At 56.9% G+C, this 21,467-nt stretch carries 16 protein-coding genes and 3 pseudogenes; 11 read left to right on the top strand and 8 right to left on the bottom strand.

Translation table 11 applies throughout. The annotated features are described in order from the left end of the window. Positions 1-186: 186 nt before the first annotated feature. The 4 genes from AB1I47_RS30625 to AB1I47_RS30610 form a co-directional block, all read right to left on the bottom strand. On the bottom strand, positions 187-402 hold the full coding sequence (locus AB1I47_RS30625; RefSeq protein WP_354687423.1) for a SymE family type I addiction module toxin: 216 nt from the start codon (positions 400-402) through the stop codon (positions 187-189). A 293-nt stretch (positions 403-695) separates the two neighbouring features. Next, positions 696-1,538, bottom strand: a complete 843-nt coding sequence (locus tag AB1I47_RS30620) for a PGN_0703 family putative restriction endonuclease (RefSeq protein WP_354687422.1) — start codon at positions 1,536-1,538, stop codon at positions 696-698. 185 nt (positions 1,539-1,723) lie between these two features. Next, positions 1,724-2,632 carry an ABC transporter ATP-binding protein gene (locus AB1I47_RS30615; RefSeq protein ID WP_354687421.1) on the bottom strand — a complete coding sequence of 303 codons (909 nt, stop codon included), beginning with the start codon at positions 2,630-2,632 and terminating at the stop codon, positions 1,724-1,726. A gap of 198 nt (positions 2,633-2,830) precedes the next feature. Continuing rightward, complete coding sequence (locus tag AB1I47_RS30610; RefSeq protein ID WP_354687420.1) at positions 2,831-3,655, bottom strand: PaaX family transcriptional regulator C-terminal domain-containing protein; 825 nt, start codon at positions 3,653-3,655, stop codon at positions 2,831-2,833. A gap of 90 nt (positions 3,656-3,745) precedes the next feature. Here AB1I47_RS30610 and AB1I47_RS30605 point away from each other — a divergent pair, with 90 nt between their 5' ends. Then, positions 3,746-5,572: an isovaleryl-CoA dehydrogenase gene (locus AB1I47_RS30605; protein WP_407935940.1), complete on the top strand. Its 1,827-nt coding sequence runs from the start codon at positions 3,746-3,748 to the stop codon at positions 5,570-5,572. A gap of 9 nt (positions 5,573-5,581) precedes the next feature. Here AB1I47_RS30605 and AB1I47_RS30600 read toward each other — a convergent pair. After that, positions 5,582-7,114, bottom strand: a pseudogene (locus tag AB1I47_RS30600) (ATP-binding cassette domain-containing protein); the annotation flags it as partial. Positions 7,115-7,389: 275 nt separating this feature from the next. Between AB1I47_RS30600 and AB1I47_RS30595 the strand changes: the two are divergent. Together AB1I47_RS30595 and AB1I47_RS30590 are read left to right on the top strand one after the other, a co-directional pair. Continuing rightward, the gene (locus AB1I47_RS30595) at positions 7,390-7,659 is read left to right on the top strand and encodes a YciI family protein (RefSeq protein ID WP_354687418.1); all 270 of its coding nucleotides are present in this window, start codon (positions 7,390-7,392) and stop codon (positions 7,657-7,659) included. A gap of 176 nt (positions 7,660-7,835) precedes the next feature. After that, positions 7,836-8,060 (top strand): annotated as a pseudogene (locus AB1I47_RS30590) (PAAR domain-containing protein); the annotation flags it as partial. 85 nt (positions 8,061-8,145) lie between these two features. Here the strand turns inward: AB1I47_RS30590 and AB1I47_RS30585 are convergent. Beyond that, positions 8,146-9,153: a LysR family transcriptional regulator gene (locus tag AB1I47_RS30585; protein WP_407935939.1), complete on the bottom strand. Its 1,008-nt coding sequence runs from the start codon at positions 9,151-9,153 to the stop codon at positions 8,146-8,148. 460 nt (positions 9,154-9,613) lie between these two features. On the opposite strand from AB1I47_RS30585, the gene AB1I47_RS30580 reads away from it, so the two are divergent. From AB1I47_RS30580 to AB1I47_RS30550, 7 genes and pseudogenes are all read left to right on the top strand, one after another. Continuing rightward, positions 9,614-11,263 carry a thiamine pyrophosphate-binding protein gene (locus AB1I47_RS30580; RefSeq protein WP_354687417.1) on the top strand — a complete coding sequence of 550 codons (1,650 nt, stop codon included), beginning with the start codon at positions 9,614-9,616 and terminating at the stop codon, positions 11,261-11,263. A 58-nt stretch (positions 11,264-11,321) separates the two neighbouring features. Beyond that, positions 11,322-12,791, top strand: a complete 1,470-nt coding sequence (locus AB1I47_RS30575; RefSeq protein WP_354687416.1) for a nucleotidyltransferase domain-containing protein — start codon at positions 11,322-11,324, stop codon at positions 12,789-12,791. A 57-nt stretch (positions 12,792-12,848) separates the two neighbouring features. Next, complete coding sequence (locus AB1I47_RS30570) at positions 12,849-14,063, top strand: citrate/2-methylcitrate synthase (RefSeq protein WP_354687415.1); 1,215 nt, start codon at positions 12,849-12,851, stop codon at positions 14,061-14,063. After that, positions 14,047-14,310 carry a hypothetical protein gene (locus AB1I47_RS30565; RefSeq protein WP_354687414.1) on the top strand — a complete coding sequence of 88 codons (264 nt, stop codon included), beginning with the start codon at positions 14,047-14,049 and terminating at the stop codon, positions 14,308-14,310. Before AB1I47_RS30570 ends, AB1I47_RS30565 begins: the two co-directional genes overlap by 17 nt. Positions 14,311-14,315: 5 nt before the next feature. Next, on the top strand, positions 14,316-15,401 hold the full coding sequence (locus AB1I47_RS30560) for a Gfo/Idh/MocA family oxidoreductase (RefSeq protein ID WP_354687413.1): 1,086 nt from the start codon (positions 14,316-14,318) through the stop codon (positions 15,399-15,401). A 17-nt stretch (positions 15,402-15,418) separates the two neighbouring features. After that, positions 15,419-16,600, top strand: coding sequence for an MFS transporter (locus tag AB1I47_RS30555; protein WP_354687412.1), 1,182 nt, complete (start codon positions 15,419-15,421; stop codon positions 16,598-16,600). Positions 16,601-16,763: 163 nt separating this feature from the next. Continuing rightward, a pseudogene (locus tag AB1I47_RS30550) lies at positions 16,764-16,990 on the top strand (helix-turn-helix domain-containing protein); the annotation flags it as partial. On the opposite strand, the gene AB1I47_RS30545 reads toward AB1I47_RS30550, so the two are convergent. Continuing rightward, a complete protein-coding gene (locus AB1I47_RS30545) occupies positions 16,983-17,369 on the bottom strand; it encodes a GNAT family N-acetyltransferase (protein ID WP_354687411.1) in 387 nt (128 codons plus the stop codon). The pseudogene AB1I47_RS30550 and the gene AB1I47_RS30545 sit on opposite strands and share 8 nt — an antisense overlap. A 215-nt stretch (positions 17,370-17,584) precedes the next feature. Beyond that, complete coding sequence (locus AB1I47_RS30540; RefSeq protein WP_354687424.1) at positions 17,585-19,309, bottom strand: ABC transporter ATP-binding protein; 1,725 nt, start codon at positions 19,307-19,309, stop codon at positions 17,585-17,587. Positions 19,310-19,621: 312 nt separating this feature from the next. On the opposite strand from AB1I47_RS30540, the gene AB1I47_RS30535 reads away from it, so the two are divergent. Then, the gene (locus AB1I47_RS30535) at positions 19,622-20,803 is read left to right on the top strand and encodes an MFS transporter (RefSeq protein WP_354687410.1); all 1,182 of its coding nucleotides are present in this window, start codon (positions 19,622-19,624) and stop codon (positions 20,801-20,803) included. Positions 20,804-21,467 lie beyond the last annotated feature (664 nt).

Raw genomic sequence — 21,467 nt, 5'->3', positions numbered from 1 at the left:
CGCCAGCTTCACTGGCGTTGCATGGCGGCCTCGACTCATCCCGTCATGATATCGGAGGCGATTAATTATTCAACCTATTTAAGGGATGTTGTACTAGGTCAGAAATGGTTCCATCCCCTTAGTCTCGTCCCGACAAGGATTTTGGGGATCCTCAGCAAGGTATCTACGAATCCCTTCCCACGGCAGCTACTCCGAGGAAATTACGACAACCTTGTTCCGTACTTCAACCTTGAGCGACTGCCCGATCTTGAAGCCTGCCCGTTCCAACCATACCCCACCCAATCGAATCCATGGAACGCATCGCATCCCACTATAGCGGTTACCTTCCGTTGGTTTGACGCGGAAATGCCTGTAGCTGGTCGTGAATGTGCGCACGTGCGCAGTGGAAGATATCTTCCGCATAGCGAACTCCCAATTTGAAATTTGGATTCGCCCGTGCAAGCTGGGCGGCCGGGCACTTGAACACCGCCCGCAGATCGGCCCGCATGTTTCCCCTTTCGGGTCTTGTATCGATGCGCGCTGCCCGGCCTTAGCAGAAAGCTATGGAAGACACGCCACGGCTATCGGACGTGGCAACGCTGCGGGGGGTGTGTTCAGCACCGACAGCTAGGCTAAGGATTGCGGATACTGCCGCCAATGAGACAACTCTGCATTGCGATACCGCAACCCAGGCCGACGCCAGGCTTTCCAGTCGCCTAGCTCATTGGCTGGCGAAAGTACCTTTCTCCCAGATAGGCCAGATAAGGCTGATACTCTGGTCGACTAGCTGAACAAAGCTCCCCAAAGATCGCCTGGTAACTGATGGCTTTGAACTTCAGTTCATCGCCAACCCGCTCTTGGAACCTCCGGATCTCGTCCCGATGACGCTCCCCGTGTGGTCCCGGCCAATCGAAGTACACATACCGCAGCACCCAACGGTTTCCGTACTGACGAGCAAGCGCTAGGGCATGCTTAAGTAGCTGCGGCGCACCAATGTGCCGGAACGCCTCCCGACCCTCTTGCAGGGCTTCCGTGAGCCCCTGTGCCCGCGGCAACCCGACCTCTTCCCAGCGGCGACGCCCATTTGCAAGGTATGGCGGCCTGAACGCCTCACCCACCTGCGTTGCCTTGCCGCGCAGCCATTCCGTGAACTTGCTCTCCACGCCGGCAATGACGCCGTTCGCCAGTGGCAGGCACACATCCAGGTTGGCGTGACTGTCGACGCCGGTGGACAGTTTGGATTCGAATAACGCTGCGGTGGGGCAGGAGGGTAGCGCCAGCGCTTTCATCAATGGCGTGGCATCCGCGCAATCGGTCCAGAAATCGAAGATGTTCGCGGCCAGCGCAGAGGACGAATGCAAGGCTCGCATCTTTGCCGGCCTGTCTCCACGCTCCAGCAGCTCGCCACCATCGCCATTTGCAAACGCCGCCAACGTTGCTGGCGAAAGTGGTCGCATCAGATTCAGGTCCAGATGGGGGACATAACCGCGTGCGTCAAAGGCGATGCCCCGGTTCGCTGCCCATTCCTGCTGTTCCCTGCAAATAGCTGTTACAGACATGAATCGCCTCCGTCGAGCGCGTTCCCAAGCTGACCGGCGGTCCCGCAAGGGATTGTGGTTACAGATGACGATTGTTTGTCAGCCGGGCAGGTCAGGAAATCGGCCAAATGGTGGAGCGGGAAATATGTCCTGGCCGACGTCGAGCAGATCAAATTCGGCGAGAGGCTGATGATCCCCCTGCCTGGTCACCCCTCGGCGTCCGCAACGCTCAGAGACTGCTCTTGGACGCTGCCGTTCGCGACGCGATATACGCGATCTGATGCCTGGACCAGCGCATGACGATGCGTAATCACGATTAGCGTTGGTACCCGTTGCCGGACGCGTGCGAAGATTCGCGCCTCGCGTTCCGGGTCGAGCGAGGAAGTGGGCTCATCCAGAATGATGACCGCTGGGCGGCGCGCGAGCGCACGGCCCAGCGCGACACGCTGGCGTTCCCCCCCTGATAGGGCCCTGCCTTGAATGCCAAGCGGGCGATCCAGGATATCGTCCTTTCCTTCCGCGGCGATCTCATGCAGTTCGAGCAAAGTAATGAGTTCGTGCAGCGCGTGGTCTGGCGGCGGGTTGTCACAGCCATAGGTCAGATTCGTCCTAAGCGAGCCGGAGAGGATCATCGGCGCTTGAGGTGCGACAGCGACTTCGCGTGCGATATCGCTGACGGACAGCGTGCTGACGTCCGCGCCAAAGAGGCAAACAGTGCCGGCCGCAGGGCGGGCGAGTCCGAGCATTAAGTGGACAAGGCTCGATTTGCCCGCGCCCGATGGCCCGGTGAGCGCGACGAGCTCGCCCTGCCTGATGGTGATGTTCACGTCCTGCAAAAGCTGCTTCCCGCCTTGCGAGATAACTGCGTGCTCGATGCGATAGATTTCGTCCGCAGTTCGGTCGATGTGCAGGCTAGATTCGCTGCGCTCGATTGGCAATTCCAGAAGCCCGAAACTTTCGCGCAGCGCGAGATGGTTGCGCCGCAAATCGGACAGCGCTCCCGCAAGGTTAGTGAAAGGTATCGCCAGTGTCACGATGTAGCCAACAATCATGACGAAATCGCCTGCGCGGAATGTCGAATAGATGACGCCATATGCGGTCGTCACCGATGGCATCTACTTTGATGCGGCCACCGCATCGATCGTCCCGAACGGCATCCACGGCTGCAGGCCGAGTCGCGGGACGTCGATCCGATAGTCCATCGCAGGTCCGCCACTTGCACTTCCCAGCCCGCTCCTCAGCTAGCCGCGAACGAATGCCAACAGGCGGACGCCATCAACGCCAGATTGCTTCAGATGCTCCTTGCCTGCCCATCAACCACGCGCGGCCAGAAACCGCTGCCAGATGGAACGACCAACTTCGTCATAACGTCTTACTTCACTTCCGAACGCGACACGATCCGCCACAGTCACAAGCGGCTCAGGCAAGAACGGATCGAACACCAGTTGCCGGATCGCCTGGTCGCCGAGCAGATAGGCTTCCTTGGCGGCCAACTCTACGGGTAACGTGTCGAGCCTGGCATTCGATTTCTCAAGCAGACGCCTGCTCTCGCGATAGCCTTCCACAAGCTCCTTCCCGTTCCACAGGCCGCGAGCCTTCGATTCCAGTCCGGCGTCGAAGTCCCGTACCGTAAAGACCGGTGCACTGGTCTCGACGCCAAGGCCGTGGAGCCGTTCGCGCGTATGGGCGACGCCTCCGGCGAGGTTATCCGGCCGAACGTACAGGCCTTCTTCGAGTTGCCTCATTCCGACGAGCGCAAGGGCGCGCTCACGTGCACGCATGGCTGTACGGTCGCTTCGTCCCAGGCCGGCGATCAAAACGGCTACCCATGTGCCATCCCAAGGACGCACTCGCTGCTCTGCAACTCGCCATGCGGATATGTCTTCACCCAGCGCCCGGCCCTCGGATCCAAGCCGATACGTTCCTCTTCCCGCTGTCTCAATCAGATGAGCGTTCGCCAGGCGGGTAAGCGCAACCCGCGCATTGTTGTCCGAGATCCCGAAGAGCGCGCAGGCGCGGATGGCGTCAGAGGCGTCGAGGGTCTCCGTCTCTGATGCCACGAGGAGCTTGAGAATCAGACGGCGCGCTGCCGGCCCCGGAGCACTTTCATCCAATGCAGCCTTTGATGCCTCAGACATAGGGTAGGGTTCTTCCTAATATTACTTGTTTTTGCATAACATGATGTGTTGTGTAATATACGTATCGCTTCCACGGATGAGAGTCTACCCATGTCAGCCAGGTCACAGTTCAGCACTCACGATGTCCAGAACCAGCCGTTGCCCCTGCCCGCGTATAACGCCTGGACCACGGATCGCGCATTGCAGGAGGCCGTAGCGCGGCATGGCGGAGCATGGGCGAGCGAGCACCTTGCGGCCTATGGTGAAGTCACGGGCGGAAGAATGATGGAGTACGGCGAGCTGGCCAACCGTCATAAGCCGGTACTGCACAGCTTTGACAGGTATGGCCGGCGCATCGACACGGTCGAGTTTCACCCGGCCTACCATCAACTGATGGGCCACGCGATGCAGGGCCAGGTTCATAGCTTTTCCTGGCGGCACGAGGACCGGGTTGGCGCGCACGTTGCGCGTGCAGCCCTGGTGTATCTGAACGGCCAACCGGACGCCGGCACAAGCTGCCCGCTAACGATGACACATGCCGCGATTCCGGCGCTCCGCAAGTCTGCGGCGGTTGCAGACGCATGGATCCCTCGCGTGACAGCCAGCGAGTACGACTCGCGCGCACTGCCTGCTCATCAGAAGACCGCGTGCACGATCGGCATGGGCATGACGGAAAAGCAGGGCGGCTCGGATGTCCGAAGCAACACGACGCGAGCGCACCTTCAACGGGACGGTACGTACGAAATCGTTGGCCACAAATTCTTCTTTTCAGCGCCGATGTGCGATGCGCATCTGGTCCTGGCTCAGGCGGAGGGCGGTCTGAGTTGCTTTCTGATGCCACGTGTTCTCCCTGACGGATCCCTCAATGCAGTCCGGATCCAGCGGTTGAAGGACAAGTTGGGCGACTGGAGCAATGCGTCTTCCGAGGTCGAGTTCCAGGGAGCGACGGCGAGTCTGGTCGGCGAGGAAGGGCGTGGCGTCGCGACGATTATCGAGATGGTCGCGCTGACCCGGCTGGATTGCATTCTCGGCTCAGCCGCGCAGATGCGGCAGGCGATTGTCCAGGCACTCCACCACACGAGTCAGCGCAAGGCATTCGGACGTTTGCTGATTGACCAGCCTCTGATGCGCAATGTCCTGGCCGACCTGGCACTGGAGAGCGAGGCAGCCATCGCGCTTGCGATGCGTATCGCTTCCGCTGTGGATGCGTCGCCGCGAGATCCGCATGAGGCCGCACTCGCCCGCATCGGGACCGCCATTGGGAAATACTGGGTCTGCAAGCGTACGCCTGCCCATATCAACGAAGCGCAGGAATGCCTGGGCGGGATCGGATACGTCGAGGAGAACATCCTGCCGCGGCTCTATCGGCAGGCGCCTCTGAACTCGATCTGGGAGGGCAGCGGCAACGTGCAGTGCCTGGACGTCCTGCGTGCTTTGCAGAAGGAGCCCGGCGTTCGCGACGCCTTGTTCAAGGAACTCCACACGGCGCGAGGGTTGCATGAGGCCTATGACCGGCATGTGGCGTGGTTGCAAAAAGCCTTCGAAGACCAGACCGTCCTGGAGGCGCGCAGCCGGCTGGTGGTAGAGCGAACGGCAATGGCCCTTCAGGCGGCGCTGCTGTTGACCTCCGGGAATGATGAGATTGCCAATGCCTTCTGTCGCGCCCGCCTGGCGCAAGAGTGTGGCTATGCATATGGCACGCTGGACCCACAAGCGCCGATTGCACTGCCTGATCAACCGCGCCAGCCTGATGATCTGATCTCACCCCGCGGCATTCGCAACGCGCGGACAATGCTCCCGGACGGTGCCGTTCGCAACGCGATATACACGCTCCACCGCCTGGATCAGCGAATGGCGATGCGTCACCACGATCAGCGTTGGTACCCGCTGCCGGACACGCGCAAAGATTCGCGCCTCGCGATCCGGATCGATCGATGAGGTGGGTTCATCCAGAATGATTACCGCTGGGCGGCGCGCGAGCGCACGGCCCAGCGCGACGCGCTGGCGCTCACCTCCTGACAGCGCCCGGCCTTGAATGCCAAGCGGGCGAACCAGGATATCGCCGTTGCCGTCTGCGGCGATCTCCTGCAATTCGAGCAGCGCTACGAGTTCATGCAGTGCATGGTCTGATGGCACGTTGCTACAGCCGTAGATCAGATTTTCCCTGAGTGAGCCCGTGAGGATCATCGGGGCTTGAGGCGCCACCGCGACTTCGCGTGCGATATCGCTGACAGCCAGCTTGCTGACGTCCGCGCCAAAAAGGTAAACAGTGCCAGCCGCGGGGCGGGCGAGCCCGAGCATCAGGTGGACCAGGCTCGATTTTCCTGCACCCGATGGCCCGACGAGCGCGACAAGCTCCCCCTGCCCGACAGTGATATTCACGCCCTGCAGAATCTGCTTTCCGCCTTGTGTCACAACTGCGTGCTCGATGCGACAGACTTCGTTCGCCGAGCGGCCGATGCGCACGCTGGATTCACTGCGCTCGATTGGCAGCTCCAGAAGCCCGAAACTCTCGCGCAGCGCGAGATGGTTGCGGCGCAAATCGGACAGAGACCCCGCGAGATTCGTGAAGGGGATTGCCAGTGTCACGAGATAGCTGGCGATCATGACGAAATCGCCTGCGCGGAATGTTGAATGGATGACGCCGTATGCGGTGGTCACCGTGAAGAGCGTGAGCAAGAGGCCGGTGCAGATGGCTTGTGCCACAAGCAGAAGCGCGAGCCGGGTGTTTCCACGAGTCACTTTGCCGATATAGACCTCAAGCGTGCGGTGCAACGCAGCATCTTCTCTCGCGTACGCGTTGTTGAGTTTGATGTCGAGCATGAAGCCGAGCTTCTCAACAAGATGGCTCGACAGCATGTCGGCACCGCTGAAAATCTCTTCATGGGCGCTCTTGCTCTTGTCCGCGAGAAACCATGTCGCCGCAAAGAGAAGCGTCATGGATATGGCAAATCCCAGCGCGAACGAGCCGCCGATCAGTTGCCGCAGAACGATGCTGGACAGTATCAGCTGCAGAACCGCTGGTCCGATTGCCCAGAACACTGCAAACGTGATGGCGCTGAAAGCTGCGCGACTTCGCGCGATGACGGAGACCAGTTTGCCCGGGTCTTCTGCAGTCAGCCGCGGGTAGTCAACCCTGATCAGTCTGGAAAAAATGGCGTTATGGAAGGCGGCGTCACATCTTGCGAGAACGGCCGCGGAAAGCATGGCTTTCAGCCATTCGAAAGCGCGCGCAGTAGTCCAGGCCAGTCCGTACGCGGCTGCAAGAAGCAGCGGAGCGCCCGTAACGCTATGCGAGGCATCCACAGATAGAGCATCGGTTGCCTCCCGCAAGAGGTAGGGGACCAGCGTCGACAAAGCCGCGCACAGCGCTACAAATAGCGTTGCTGCGCAGAAGTGGATGGGTAAGGCTGGGTACTTTCTGACCGTGATTCGGTAGGCGAAGATCCAATCCTTGTACAAATCCAGAACAAACCTCATCGCCATCGCCTTCGGGCATCAAAGTTATGCGGGACCTACTAAGCCAGATTGGTCATGCCATGTTGATCGACACCATCTGCTTACAGGTTAGGTATGCTGCAAGGCAAAGGTCGTCAGAGTATTCAGAAGATTGAAAGAGAAAGTTCTGGCGGTCTCGCGTCGCTGGACATCAAGAAACGGGCGGGCTTGTGGCGCAGCGAAAGTTGTGCGCTTTTGCGCCGATGCTTCGCGGGATATCCACCACAATCGTTGCTATTCCACCCTTGAGGAACACCATGCTTTTTGCGGTCCGCTTCCACGACAAGCCCGACCAACTCACCCTGCGCAATGCCCTTTTGCAAGCCCATCTCGATTGGCTGGCTCTGCATCGCGACGCGATCCTGATAGCTGGCTCTCTGCGCGAAGCGCCGAACCAGGGAGCGGTTGGCGGGCTTTGGATTGTCCGGGCCGTGGATCGTGCGGAGGTTGAGACCCTCATTCAAACAGATCCGTTCTGGACGCAAGGCCTACGCGAGCGCGTGGAGATCCCTTCGATGAACCTGTGACCATTTGACTCAGGCCTTCGCCCTGATGCAGCCCTTTCCCTCACCCTTGCAGAAATAGATGCATATCTTTGCAGATTTGGTCTGTTGCCATGACCCCATTGCGCCAACTACCTTGAGCAAGCCTGCCATGAAAGTCAGGCGGCTCTTTCGAACAAAACGAAGGCGGAGGGGTTAAGGTGATCTCCGGACTTATTTGCGTTGGCGACCGGACAACGCACGGAGGGACAGTCATTACCGGCGATGCCATCAGCATCATCGGCAATCGCGCCATGGCCCGTGCGGGGGACATGACAATCTGTCCCAAGTGCAAGGGCACTTTCCCGATCCTCGCAGGCAACGGAATTATCAATGCGCCCAATGGCGTTCCCTACGCCAGGCATATGGACCGCACCGCCTGCGGTGCCAGATTGCTAGCCAGCCAGGACACCACGTTGGCAAGCGACATGGAGACGCCATTCGCCGCTGAGTTCGATACGGCAGGGCGACTTACGTCTGCGGCCCGCGAAGTCCTTGTCGCGCAATCGACAAGAATGCTTGCAGCAGATCGGGCGCTCTTTCCGTACTATGCACTACGCCTAGCGGGTCGAGCGGCGCCGCGAGTGCGACGTCCAGTTTGCGCAAGCGCCCGCTAGCCATCATGCCTGTCGAGATACTACGTGGCAGGAGGATAACGGCGTCGCGCTGCTGGAGGAGCCCTTCGAGCACGGACAAAGACATGGTCGAAAGCGGAAACCAGTTCGCATTTGGCAGTGCGCTTAGAACAATGCTCTCGAACAACTCTCTCGGTTGGACGCTGGGTGCAGGCAATATCCAGCGCGCTCCATCCAACGCTGCAATGGACAAGCCGGCCATCGTGGACAACGGGTGAGACGAAGCGGCCAGGATGATCGCTTCATCCTCAAGCATTGGCTTGAACACGAAGTCGGCGGGGAGCCGTTGAGGACGCCTGCAGAACATTGCATCGAATCCCCCTCCGATCAGTAGCGGCAATAGACGCGCAACTGTGTCTTCCTCCAAGTCAATATGTACATCTGGATGCATGCTATAGAAGGCCGGCAAGACCGGCGCGATCAATGTGTGGGAAGCCGCGGCAATGGCCCCGATGCGCAATGCCTTGGTGGCGCCATGTTTGCTGGCCGCGAGATGCTCCGCAGATTGCCGGAGCCTGACAATGACTTCCCGTGCTAGGGAAACCAATACACGGCCACTCCCCGTGGGCCGAATCCCGCGCGCGTGACGCTCGAAAAGCCTCATGCCGACAAGTCTTTCTAACTCTGCCAATGCCTGTGTTGCCGCAGACTGGCTCATGCAAACCTCCGAAGCGGCACGCGCAATACTTCCGCAATCTTGCACTGACACAAGAAGCTGAAGCTGGCGCAGACGTCCTCGCTGGATAAGGCGCCCATAAATAGTTCTGGCGAGCGCGAAGCTCCGGCCCTCGGGTCCCGGATTCTCAGCCGACGGCGTGATTGAGTTATTGGTGGAGCTTTTCATCTGGCAGAGGTGACTTGCGGAACGTCATTGCTCACGAGAGATTCCGTAGCCGTTCGCATTTAGGTTAAATGCTACCCGGCATATCGGTGCTTATCCCGATAAACGTCCCACGAATGAAGCTGAATGAATTTCTGTATTCATTCAGATTTTTCTGACCATCAATATGCCTGGATGACCATGGTCTCTGAGGGGGAGTCTAGTACTTGTAAGACTAGTCCTACCTCGCTAGGCAACATCGCCTTGATTTGGATCAGAGTGTGCCAGGTGTTCACAACAGGCAGCCAGATATTGAAATTTCCGGTCGCTACAATATAAATTCGTCTACAACACGAGGCGTCCATCCTCTAGCATTGAACCGAAGCGACACGCATGCGTGCACTTCGATTCTGATTTGGACTCCAAGAAATAAAACTACGCCCCCCCCGCTTCGTGTACTTGAGTCTATTTGGTGGGAGGTGAGATGCGATTCGATGAGCTATTTCTGAGAGTCATGTCCAAACTGGGTGTGACGAAATGCTTCGGAATTGTTGGTGGTGAAGCCGAAGCAATCAGATTCAACAAATCATTTGGCGTTGACTTCTATTTGACCAGGCATGAATTCGTGGCAGGCGTGATGGCGGATGTGGCTGGCAGGTTGACCGGAAAGCCACATATGTGCTCGGCTACCTTCGGCCCGGGATTGACCAATATTGCCACCGGTGCATGCTCGGGCATGCTGGATCGTTCGCCCATGATTGTTTGTTCGGCACAGATTCCGCGCTCGCAGGTCAAATTCAACCTCACCCATCAGTGCATTGACAATGTGGGCCTCATGTCGGGGATTACTAAAAGCAGCCTGCAGTTGGAAACCGTACAGGATCTGACAGCACGCTTGCCAGGCGCGCTGCAATGCAGCATAGATGAGTTGCCTGGACCGGCATACATCAGCATTCCGGTTGATCTGATGAAGGAAGACGTGCCCGACGATACTGCATTCGCGATCCTGCATCAGCTGCAGTCGTCCGTCAGGGGAAAGGCGGCCGTGCCGTCTAGCGATGACGTAGCCCTTGTCGCAGCCGCAATTGCAGCGGCGTCGCACCCCATGATTGTCCTGGGGAATCAGGTGATTCGCGAAGGTGCCGAGGAAAACGTTCGCTGCTTTGCAGAAAAGATCAACGCTCCGGTTATCTGCTCACTCGCTGCCAAGGGTGCATTGCCCGAGGATCATCCTCAGTTCCTGACGGCCGCCAATAAATATTTGGACGGAGTATATCGAAGACCGATTCTGGGAGAATTGTTCGATCAGGTCGATCTTATGATTCTTATCGGCTACGACTTTGGCGAAGACCTGAAGCCATCATTGTGGGGTGGCAACAAACCAACTATCGAAATAAATAGTTTCGATGTTCCGATGGGCGAAGTCTTCCAGCCAGATCTACGATGCCGGGGAAATATCGCGCACAACTTGGACCAGTTGACCAATTACCCTTTACCTAGAAAAGTGTGGATGGAGTCGCACAACCGACTAAAACATTGCTTCGATCAAAGGCGGCCTGTCTCGCATCCAGCAGAACTGACAGACATCTCGCGAATCATAGCGGCAGCGTCCGACAGTTTAGGCCGTAGTGGAATTATGTGTAGCGACGTCGGCCTGCACAAGCAATATGCAGGGCTCTTGGCCAGAACCTACAGGTCAAATCGCTTCCTGTGTTCAAACGTTTGTGGCAGTTTCGGTTTTGGTCTACCCGCAGGCATGGCCGCAAAAATGTGCCATCCAGAGGAGCGAGTTCTCGCCATCTGCGGGGATGGTGGCTTCCATTCCACTAGTCAAGACCTCGAGACCCTTGCTCGCTACTCCTTGCCACTGGTTGTGCTGGTCTTATCGGACTCGGCATTTGGCCTGATCAAGTATTACCAGAAGCTCAGCCAGTCAGAACCGGATCGTAACCTGACGGGGTTCGGCCATGTCGACTTCACACAGCTCGCTGCGGCCAATGGTGTTGACTCCACCAAAGTGGAAGATGTCACTGAATTACCCGTGGTACTGGAACGTGCCTTCAGATCGGGTCGCCCGCACTTGGTTGAGATGGAAGTCAAATACGACTACGACCTTTTGCATCACGTTGCGTAGAGAGACGCAACGAAGCTGGCAACACCGTTTTCAATAAGATTTTAAAGGACCTGATCCGATGCTGGTGGCCATGACCGACAAAATTGATGCCAGGGTTCGCTACTTTGTGGCTTGCGCTCAAGATCTGTTTGGAGAGAACTTGTCTGGCATCGCGGAAACAGATTCCTATTTGCGACAGCCAGATTATTCCTCACGAGCCGCCGGGCATTATTATTTGATTCTCCATGAGGAGCAGACGAGTAACGCGGTATTTCGTGCCCGCTATTTGCAGGTGGAATTTCCGGAATTTGTACTCAACTATCTGATTGAGCAAGAACTGGCTGGGTATCCCCCACACGGCGCGTGGCAGTTTCACACATGCGCATGGATCTATCGTAGCGACCGTATAGACAAGATACTCAAGGGCGGAGAATCAGACTTGCGAGAGGCCATCCGGCAAGCGATCTTTGGCTCGGCCCATGTCGCGCGGCTCTATTATTTGCGTAATCTCTCGACAGAGACGCATACATGGGGCGTACGCCAATTGGGCTGGGCAATGCGTTACACGGAAAAGGCGATATGCAAGCTGCTGGGTTTGCTTGAAAAAGGCGAATATCGAGTTCAAACCGTCGCGGGTCTGAATGAGGATGACATTGATTGGCTTGCGCATGCTATTCAGAACTGGCAATCCACCGAACGTCGCTTATTGAAAAATGTTGGTACGTTCCGGCTCGCTGCGGCACGCCTGAGCGGCATTGTAGAGTCCTATTCTGCCCACACCGCTTCTTGCTTCCCGGAAACCCAGGCCTTGGTCGCAAAAGAAGCGGAAGTGCCATGCAAGGCTATTCGGTCTATGACGGATGCGATAGTGATGGCTTTGAAAGACGCATTCGGCGATCGTCTGTTTTCATTTTATCTGCATGGAAGTGCCGCTCGTGGTGACATGAGGCCAGACTCTGATATCGACACCATGGCGATATTCGATCACATTGATGCGGAGCTATTGGAGAGTATTCGCCTCATACAGAACAAATTTAGCAAACTCACTATCTCGGTTTATAGCGCCGACAATATCAGGAATTATCCCAGGTTTCGCCGATATGCTCTGGTTAGTGGTACCAGGCATATCGCTGGTCCGCTTTGTTTCGACCCAGGTGGCATTTCAACGGAAAGCGCCTACGGCATCGTGAACAACGCTTACACCATTCGTCAAGTGGCGCGGGGATATCTGATTTCGGGCGCCTACGGCCATCGCGCTCATTACATGCTCAGCCTGATGGTCAAGTTGGCAGACCATGGGTGCCTTCGCCCCTTGCAGCAACTCGAGAGCCATCATTATCCGGAAAACAGAACAGCCGCCATCGCATATTTTTCTGGCGAGGAACAAGCAAGCGCTCTGCTCCACCATGCATCCAGGCTGAATGACGAAGAGACCTATCTTCGCGGGCGCTTATTGAAAGGGGAGCACGATAGCATGGAACAGCATTGGTTTAAATTAGACGACTTTGCGACCGAGGTCGAGAAGAAGGCCTGCCGATACCCTACTTGAATTGTTGGGGGTTGGCTGGTTCCTTCATGTCATGTCCATAGATTAGAGGTGATGGAGATGGAAGCGCTCAGTAACAAGTTGTCGGATTACTTCGACGTCGAATCAGTCGATGGTCGACCGCTGCTGAAGCCGCAGCGGCGTCATGTGGATCTACGGATACTCGACGAAGGTTTGGTACAAACGGCAATTTGCCGCAGTAGGATCGGTAGGATCGACGCATCCATTCCGCGGTTGGAATACCGGGGATACGACGTGGCTGAACTAGCAGACCATGCTGACTTTCTAGAAGTGGCATTTTTGCTGCTGACCGGACATTCGGAGCCGACTGCCATACTCGACTTCAAGCGGCAGGTGGATAGCTATATGGAACGGCTCTGCGATCTGCCGGTGACACTATCGTCAATGGTCCGCAAGTCTACAGCCACGGATTTCCTCGCTCTATCGATTCTGACCGCGTTGTCCCAGAGGGAGGCAGAGCTGAAGGACGATAGCAGGCCCCTAAATGTTGCCGCTTTCCTGCTTGCTGTGATTGGGATATCGGTTGCCGTTTATGCCAGAGGCGGAAGCGAGGCGCTCGATACCCATGATCAGTTGCAGCTGACGCGCACGAATTTCATCGACCGGCTGTTGCATGCGGCATTGTCCAGACAACCGGAGTTGTTCGCCGTCTCGCTGATGAACAAATTCCTGATCCTGCATGCCGAGCATGGCCTCAACTGCTCGACCGCGGTTGTTCGGGCAGTGGCAAGTACTGGTGCCGATCCCTTTGCTGCCGTTGTCGCGGGCATCTGTGCATTCAAGGGACCATTGCACGGGGGCGCGAGCGAGGAAGTGGGGAAGATGTATGACGGAATATTTCGGGAGTCACTGGACGTCGCCCGTTTTATTGATGATTGCCTGGCTAGACGTTGTCGGCTCATGGGCTTCGGCCATCGCATCTACAAGAAGCCAGATCCTCGCGCCGCCTATATGAAGCGTCTATTGATCGATGAGCGCGAAAACTTCTCGCTGATTCTGCCTTATGTAGGCATCTGCGAGGCGTTCGATCAGGAAGTCCGCACCCGGGACTATTTTACAGATCGCGGACTATGTCCCAATCCGGATCTGTTCAACGGCATCCTGCTACGACGGATTGGCTTTCCCTCGGAAATGAATACGATGTTGCTATGCTTCAGCCGATCCATTGGATGGTTGGCTCACTATTTCGACAGCCTGGACAGCAAAGCCCCCATCCTTCGTCCGCAGGAGCTCTACGGTGTTGCAAGAACATAAGCGATCGGAGCAACGGGTACGGAGACTGGTGGTCATCGGTTGCGGCCCGCATTTTATCGACCGTTACAGCGATGTCTTGGCTAAAGAGCGTTCAGACGTCGAAATTGCCGCAGTCGTGGACCTGGCCGATCGAAAGGAAGTTGTTATCCAGGCGATGTCGAGCAAGGGATTGGCGCCGGAATCTTCATTTTTTTCGATGAAGCTTATCGTAATTTCCCTAGCCTGGACGCCATCCGTTCGCGCCTGAATGGCATGCCGCAACTATCAGGCGTCGATGCCGCGCTGATTTGTACTGAGCCGAAAGCACATCTCTCTTATGCATTTTGGTCCATAGAGAGAGGCATGAATGTGTTTATGGACAAACCCGTCACCGCTCTGACTCGCGACAGATCTGTAGAGCTGGTGCAGGGGGAATTTGTGCAATTGGTGAAGGCGAACCGAAATGCCGGAGTACGATTTGTTGTTAGCTGTGAACGACGAATGCAGCTTGGATATCTATACGTGGAGAATTTCCTGAAGAGGTTTATGAGGCAGTTCGGTGTTCCCATCACGCACGTCAGCATCCATTTCGCTGGTGGAAAATGGATTCTGCCTTATGAATTGGCTGACTTGGAAAATCATCCGTTCAAGTACGGATATGGGGTATTGTTCCATTCCGGCTACCACTACGTTGACTTGCTGGCGCGGCTCGCCAAGTTGAACACGAGCATTCAAGATATGGATATGTCGGATCCTACATTGGATCTGGCTGTGGTCAGACACGCTGACCTGAATCAGGTAATCAAACAAGAACTGTATCAACGCTTCGGAAGTTCCGGAGATTGCAGTGACAATGCCATTCCGCCCAGCTGTGGCGAGCTGGATGTCTCCATAGTCGGAAGATATGAGCATAAGGGGCGCTACAGGATGAGTTTTGACCTGCAGTTGCTGGAAACGTCCGTTTCAGCGCGAAATATCCGGAAAGACCGTCCCGGCACAGGCAGGATTCGGCAAGAGACTGTTCAGGTTCATCTAGGCAACCTTTGCTCGATCCGGATAGTTTCGGACTCGTATCGAAAACTGGCGGGTAGTGGTGAGCCCGAGGCATTCGATGTATCGATTGCCTGCAATCCGCTTGTGGCGGAAGGGGTATCTATCCAGCGAATCGATCGGACCGGTTTGTCAAGACTTGAGCCTCGCTTGCCAGTTGAGGCTGGCTTGAATGGATTCGCGCGTCGTGAACAGTTGCTGGATTTCTTGCGGGGTGGCGAAGCCGGATCTCCGCTCGCTAGCCACGCTGATTCGATATCTTTACTGACGCAGATTTGTCGAGTCATGCGCGCGCAATTGCCAGGTTAGTCGGTAAGGAAGATACGGTGAGACGGGTTCAATCGAGCAAGGCTGCGATCCTGGTATTTTTGCAGGGCGCCATGTTCTGGACTGCGTCAACGGCCGCAATCGGTTTTTTTCCACTTCTGACGGTGGCCCTGCAGCTATCTGCCTTAGAGGCAGGGCTGTTTCTGGCCGGAGCCGCGCTCGGCCGAACGGTATTTCAGCCTTGCGCGGGCCTGATCATAAGGCCGGGTAATGCGGGCCGTTATTACGTAACCGGCTTGGGATGTTGTCTTGTCAGTAGCATCGTGATGGCCTGTTTTCACCAAGCGAGTTGGGTGATCTTGGCGCGCTTGGCGGGAGGTGTGGGATTGTCATTGTTCGTCGTATCCTGGCGGACGGTGCTGAATCGGATGGCTGGCCTTCCTTGCTTCGACGCTGTCAACGAAAGCCATGTTTTGTCACAGAACGTGGGGCGGTTGATTGGACCTGCTTTAGGCGGCATACTCGTCACTTGCTTTGGCATCCAGGCGGCATTTATTTTTCCGGCGCTGCTTTATTCATTATGCCTTCTGACCTCTAGTCTTGGGCAGGGTCCGACGCAATCCGAGTCTAGTCGTACGGAACAAGTCTCATTGAAATTCACAACCAGGATTCGTGACATTCGCAAGCAAGGGGGCATCTTGCTTGTGCACCATGTCGAGTTTTTCTGCTTGGGATTGTGGCTGGCAGGCTGGCCAATCTGTGCAGTTGCGGGCCACCGGCTATCGGCCGAGCAACTGGGCTATTCGTTTACGATAGCAGCGGCCGGGGGACTGGCCCTATTCTTGGTGAGGCCATGGACTTCGAAGCTATCCGTTCAGACCAGGTTGATCCTCGCCTTGACCTTGCTTGGCGCGCAACCGGGAGCGGCACTGCTCACTTCGGACTGGTCTTTGTTGCTTTGTCTTAGTTTCCTAGTGGGTGGACTTGGAGGCTCCATATATTTCACGAGCTTTCACCGTTTGCTCGCGGACACCTATTCACCCGAGCAGATTCCATTTATCTATGGCATGCTGGGGTCCAGCACTTTTCTATGCCAGGCCATCGGGCAAGCGATCACTCCATTTTTGTCGGGATATTTGTCGCCGAAAGCCCCGATCATCCTTGATGCCGTGATGTTATTGGGGTGTTTCATTTTTCTCGCCCTGAATTTTCTCGTTGCTTGGCTGAGAATGTCGCGATAATCATGGCAGATTCCGAATATTTGGTCGCGGTTGTAAGGGACACGGAAACCCGCAATTGCCGAGGCGTGACGTTGAGCGGAAAATGGGCAAGCACGCACAGTAGTTCCGCTCGGCGGCCTCAAATCTGAAGTGCAACACCTCGCCATCCGGTAAGGTGCGTTGAATGACAAGAACGAAATACCAACAACTACAACCCGAAGAGCGCATGCGCATCGAGATTTGGAAGGCGCGCGGCCCAGCCTGCGGGCCATGGCCCGCAGGCTGGGCCGCGCGCCTTCGACCTTGATGCGTGAGCTTCGCCGTAACGCAGCCGCGCATGGCGGCTATGGCGCGATGACCGCGCAAGCCTGCCGTGCGCATCGCCGCCAAGCATCCCACAGTGTTAGCGAAGCTCGAAGGCATTCTTCCGAAACAGCCGCTGCGAAGCCTCATTGCCGGCCGAAATCTTGGCCCGGCACATGGCAAATCCTTCGGCAGAAAGAGCATCAATGCACCGGAGCAGCAAGTAGGAGCCCACGCCCCTACCTTGTGCGGAAGGGGCGACAGCGATCAATGCGATGACAGGAGCCTGATAGAGCGGAAAGTCAGTAGCGAGTATCGCTCCTATCAATTGACCCGAAGGGTCCTCAGCAACGAAGGAGGCCGTTGGCAAAAAGGGCCCGTATCTGCCGTTGACGATAGAGGAAACCTTGCTGGTCCATTGCTCCAGCGGCGCACTGTCCACCGTAGCTGCGAAGGCAGAATAAGTCAGTGGGACTAGCAGTTTCATGTCACCGCTGGTGAAACTCCGTGTCGGCAGTTCGTACGACGATCCAGGTTCGATATTAGAACATCCTCTTTCCCAAAGAGGTTCGACGTGCTTGGCAGTCTCTGATACGGGATTTCGTGCTCGGGAGGACATGGTGCTTTTCCTCATTGGGTAGATATCGAATCTTCGAGGCGTTGTGCAACATAAAAATTCCACCAGCGGGACGGGCTAACATGTCATCCCGGCAAGTCCGCAATGCTCGTCGAATGCTCTTCGACCCTGCCGTTCGCGACACGATATACGCAATCTGCCGCCTGGACCAGCGCATGGCGATGCGTAACCACGATCACCGTTGGTACCCGTTGCCGGACACGTGCGAAGATTCGCGCCTCGCGTTCTGGATCGAGCGATGATGTGGGCTCATCCATCATGATGACCGCCGGGCGGCGCGCGAACGCACGGCCCAGCGCGACACGCTGGCGTTCCCCACCTGATAGGGCCCTGCCTTGAATGCCCAGCGGTCGATCCAGGATATCGCCGTTTCCGTCTGAGGCGATCTCATGCAGTTCGAGCAAGGCAACGAGCTCGTGCAGTGCGTGGTCTGACGGCAAGCTGTCACAGCCGTATGTTAGATTCTCCCTGAGTGAGCCGGTGAGGATCATCGGCGCCTGAGGTGCGACAGCGACTGCACGTGCGATATCGCTGACGGACAGCTTGCTGACGTCCGCGCCAAAGAGGTAGACAGTGCCGGCCGCGGGGCGGTCGAGTCCGAGCATCAAGTGGACTAGGCTCGATTTTCCCGCGCCCGATGGCCCGGTGAGGGCGACAAGCTCGCCCTGCCTGATGGTGATGCTCACGTCCTGCAAAAGCTGCTTCCCGCCTTGCGAGATGACTGCGTGCTCGATGCGATAGATTTCGTCCGCATCTCGATCAATGTGCAGGCTAGATTCGCTGCGCTCGATTGGCAGCTCCAAAAGCCCGAAACTTTCGCGCAGCGCGAGATGGTTGCGCCGCAAATCGGACAGCGCTCCCGCAAGGTTGGTGAAAGGTATTGCCAGTGTCACGATGTAGCCAACAATCATGACGAAATCGCCTGCGCGGAATGTCGAATGGATGGCGCCATATGCGGTCGTCACCGTGAAGAGCGTGAGCAAAAGGCCGGTGCAGACGGCTTGCGCCGCAAGCAGAAGCGCGAGCCGGGTGTTTCCATGGGTCACTTTGCCGATATAGACATCAAGCGTGCGGTGCAACGCGGCACTTTCTCTCGCGTACGCGTTGTTGAGTTTGATGTCGAGCATGAAGCCGAGCTTTTCAACAAGATGGCTCGACAGCATGTCGGCACCGCTGAAGATCTCCTCATGAGCGCTCTTGCTTTTGTCCGCGAGGAACCATGTCGCGGCAAAGAGAAGCAACATGGATATGGCAAATCCTAGCGCGAACGCGCCGCCGGTCAGTTGCCACAGAACGATGCTGGACAGTATCAACTGGAGAACAGTCGGGAATATCGCCCAGAACACCGCAAATGTGATTGCACTGAAAGCTGCGCGACTGCGCGCGATGACTGAAACCAGCTTGCCCGGATCTTCTGCAGTCAGGCGCGGATAGTCAACCCGGATGAGCCTGGCGAAGATGGCGTGATGGAATGCGGCATCACATCTTGCGAGAACGGCCGCGGAGAGCATGGCTTTCAGCCAATCCAAAGCACGAGCGGTAGTCCAAGCAAGCCCGTACGCGGCTGCCAGAAACACCGGCGAACCTGTAGCGCTATGTGGCGCTTCCACAGACAGAGCATTGGTTGCCTCACGCAAGAGGTAGGGGACCAGCGTTGACAATGCCGCGCACAGCGCTACAAACAACGTTGCTCCGCAGAAGTGGATTGGCAAGGCCGGATATTTTCTGACCGCGATTCGGTAGGCGAAGATCCAGTCCTTATACAAATCCAAAAGAAACCTCATCGTCATCGCCTTCAAGTATCAAAGCCTTGTGGGGCTCTGTACCCCTCCTGCGATCGCATCGCTTTGGTTCGCGAATGAACCGGATACACATGCCGCCGCAAACGTGCTTGCCTGGCTCGCATTGGAGAGTGGATTGGAGTCTAGGACGCCGAGTCTTCATCCCATACCGACAATGCCATCAGTCTTGATCTATGTCAGGACATGGCGATCGCACCAAGCTCTGATATTCAGATATCCGGTAGGTTCATCTTGCACGATGAGACTACGAAGAGAGAGAGCGATGCCCCTGGCAGCGGCGATGATTTTTCCTGAGCGCAAATGACAGACCGCCTGAGATCAGCAGCAACAATCGTCTATGTGTGCCTAGTCTTCCGAACAATACTGGTGGCGGCGCTATTCGATGTGATCAGCCCCGCCCTTCCTTTGATCAGCGCCGACCTTGGCGTCAGCCAGGCAAGATTTCAAGCCTTTTTCTCGGCAACCTTGATGGTGGGCGCTGCTGTTTTTATCGGTGCGCCATGGCTGGTCGATCACATTGGCAGGCTGCGCACAGTAACCGTGAGCGCCGCGGCGACCTGCTTGCTGGGATTGTTAAGCGCGGCCGCCCAAAGCTACCTGGCCTATGCCGTCGCTCTGCTGGCAATGTTTGCAGTCAATGCAATAGGCGCAGTCGGAACCCGCGCCCTCATGCGTGACCTCTTGAACCATGAGCGATACAAGAAGCTATTTGCCTATGGCCAGGCTGCGTTGCAAGCAACCAGTATCGTTGCGCCGCTCGCTGGCGGATGGGTCGCTGCTGCGTGGGGGTGGCGCGCAATGTTTGCAGGGTTCTGTTTGCCTCTGCTCGCGGTGCCGCTGCTATTCGCAGTGTTTCCTCCGCCGGCCACCCCGGCCGCTCGCGATGCCCGGCCGTCCGGGCAGGCGATGTCATTGGGTGAGTTGGCTAGTCTTTGCCTGACGGCCAGGGTTCCGCTGATTCTGCTGTGCGCAACGCAGGGCAGCTATACCACTTTACTGGTGGTCAAACCATTCCTGTTGGCGAGCCGTTTTAGCTTGCCAGTTGCTGCAATAGGGGGCATTTTTGCCGGCTTTGCAGGGGTCGGCGTGATCGGCTATCTCTGCTCGGGGGCGCTGATGGCACGCGTGTCGGAGCGCAACCTCGTTGCCGCTGGCATCTTCTTCCAATGCCTTTCGGCACTTGGGCTAATACTGCTCTCCATCACGGAAGTGCGCGCGCTTCACCTGTTCCTGGCGGCATTGGCCGCTGCCCAATTGGGCTACTGCTTGGTTGTACCCGTCGCCAATGCATGGATGATGAATGTCGCCGCCGAGTACCGTGCATTTGCCGCTGGCATGCTAGGCGGACTGCAGACATTGACCGGCGGCGCTGTCGCGTTCCTGGCGGGTATTGCCTACAACGATTCGGCACTGCCTGTCGCGGTGGTCTGTACGATTTCCGCGCTTGTCGCGGCAGCGACACTGCGCCGCATGCCCCGATAGTTAATTGTCCGGCGGAGCGGACCGGGCGAAGGTCCCCGAGCCGGTATGCAGGCGCATCGCATTGTGATGCTGACAATTTGCGCTCAAGAACGTCAGGAGAGGCTCGAGTCGGCGCCAGCGCCGCAACTGGCCCCGCACTGTACTGAGTCCATAGCGACGATTCGCGATTGTGAATATCACCACCCAGTGGCCATTGGTTTCATGGTGAGCGTCAACGTCGTAACGACAATCAAGGAAAGTTGCCAGACGATGCAGCTCCGAGATCGTGATAAGCGTACCTGCTGGTGCGCCGGATAGCCCTTGTAGTTCGGACATTGCGAACCTCCCTGCAAACGGCCAGACGCCGGCCCTTGGCGGGCGGATAGCCACGTCACTCAACCCAGGCCTGGCCGCGACGGCGGATACGGCAAGACGACTCCCAAACAAGAACCGAGTCGAATTTGACGTAGTGCAAAGGTCTGCGCGGTTTGCTTAGCTTTCAGTTAAGGCCATTTTGGGCCCCGATGAGCATGGCAAGGTGCCACAGGGGATATGGAACTAGGGAATCGCTGATTAAATCAGTGCGCGAGTCATCGAGACATTGGGTGAGCGCGTTGTCATAAGCGTGTCCATGATTCAGGTCCTGTGATGAAGCGACAGATCAGTTTTGCGGAAGCAGAAAGCC

This window comes from Cupriavidus necator (genome assembly GCF_040578825.1).
Classification (GTDB): Bacteria; Pseudomonadota; Gammaproteobacteria; order Burkholderiales; family Burkholderiaceae; genus Cupriavidus; species Cupriavidus necator_E.
This window is presented reverse-complemented; position numbering and strand designations above follow the sequence as displayed.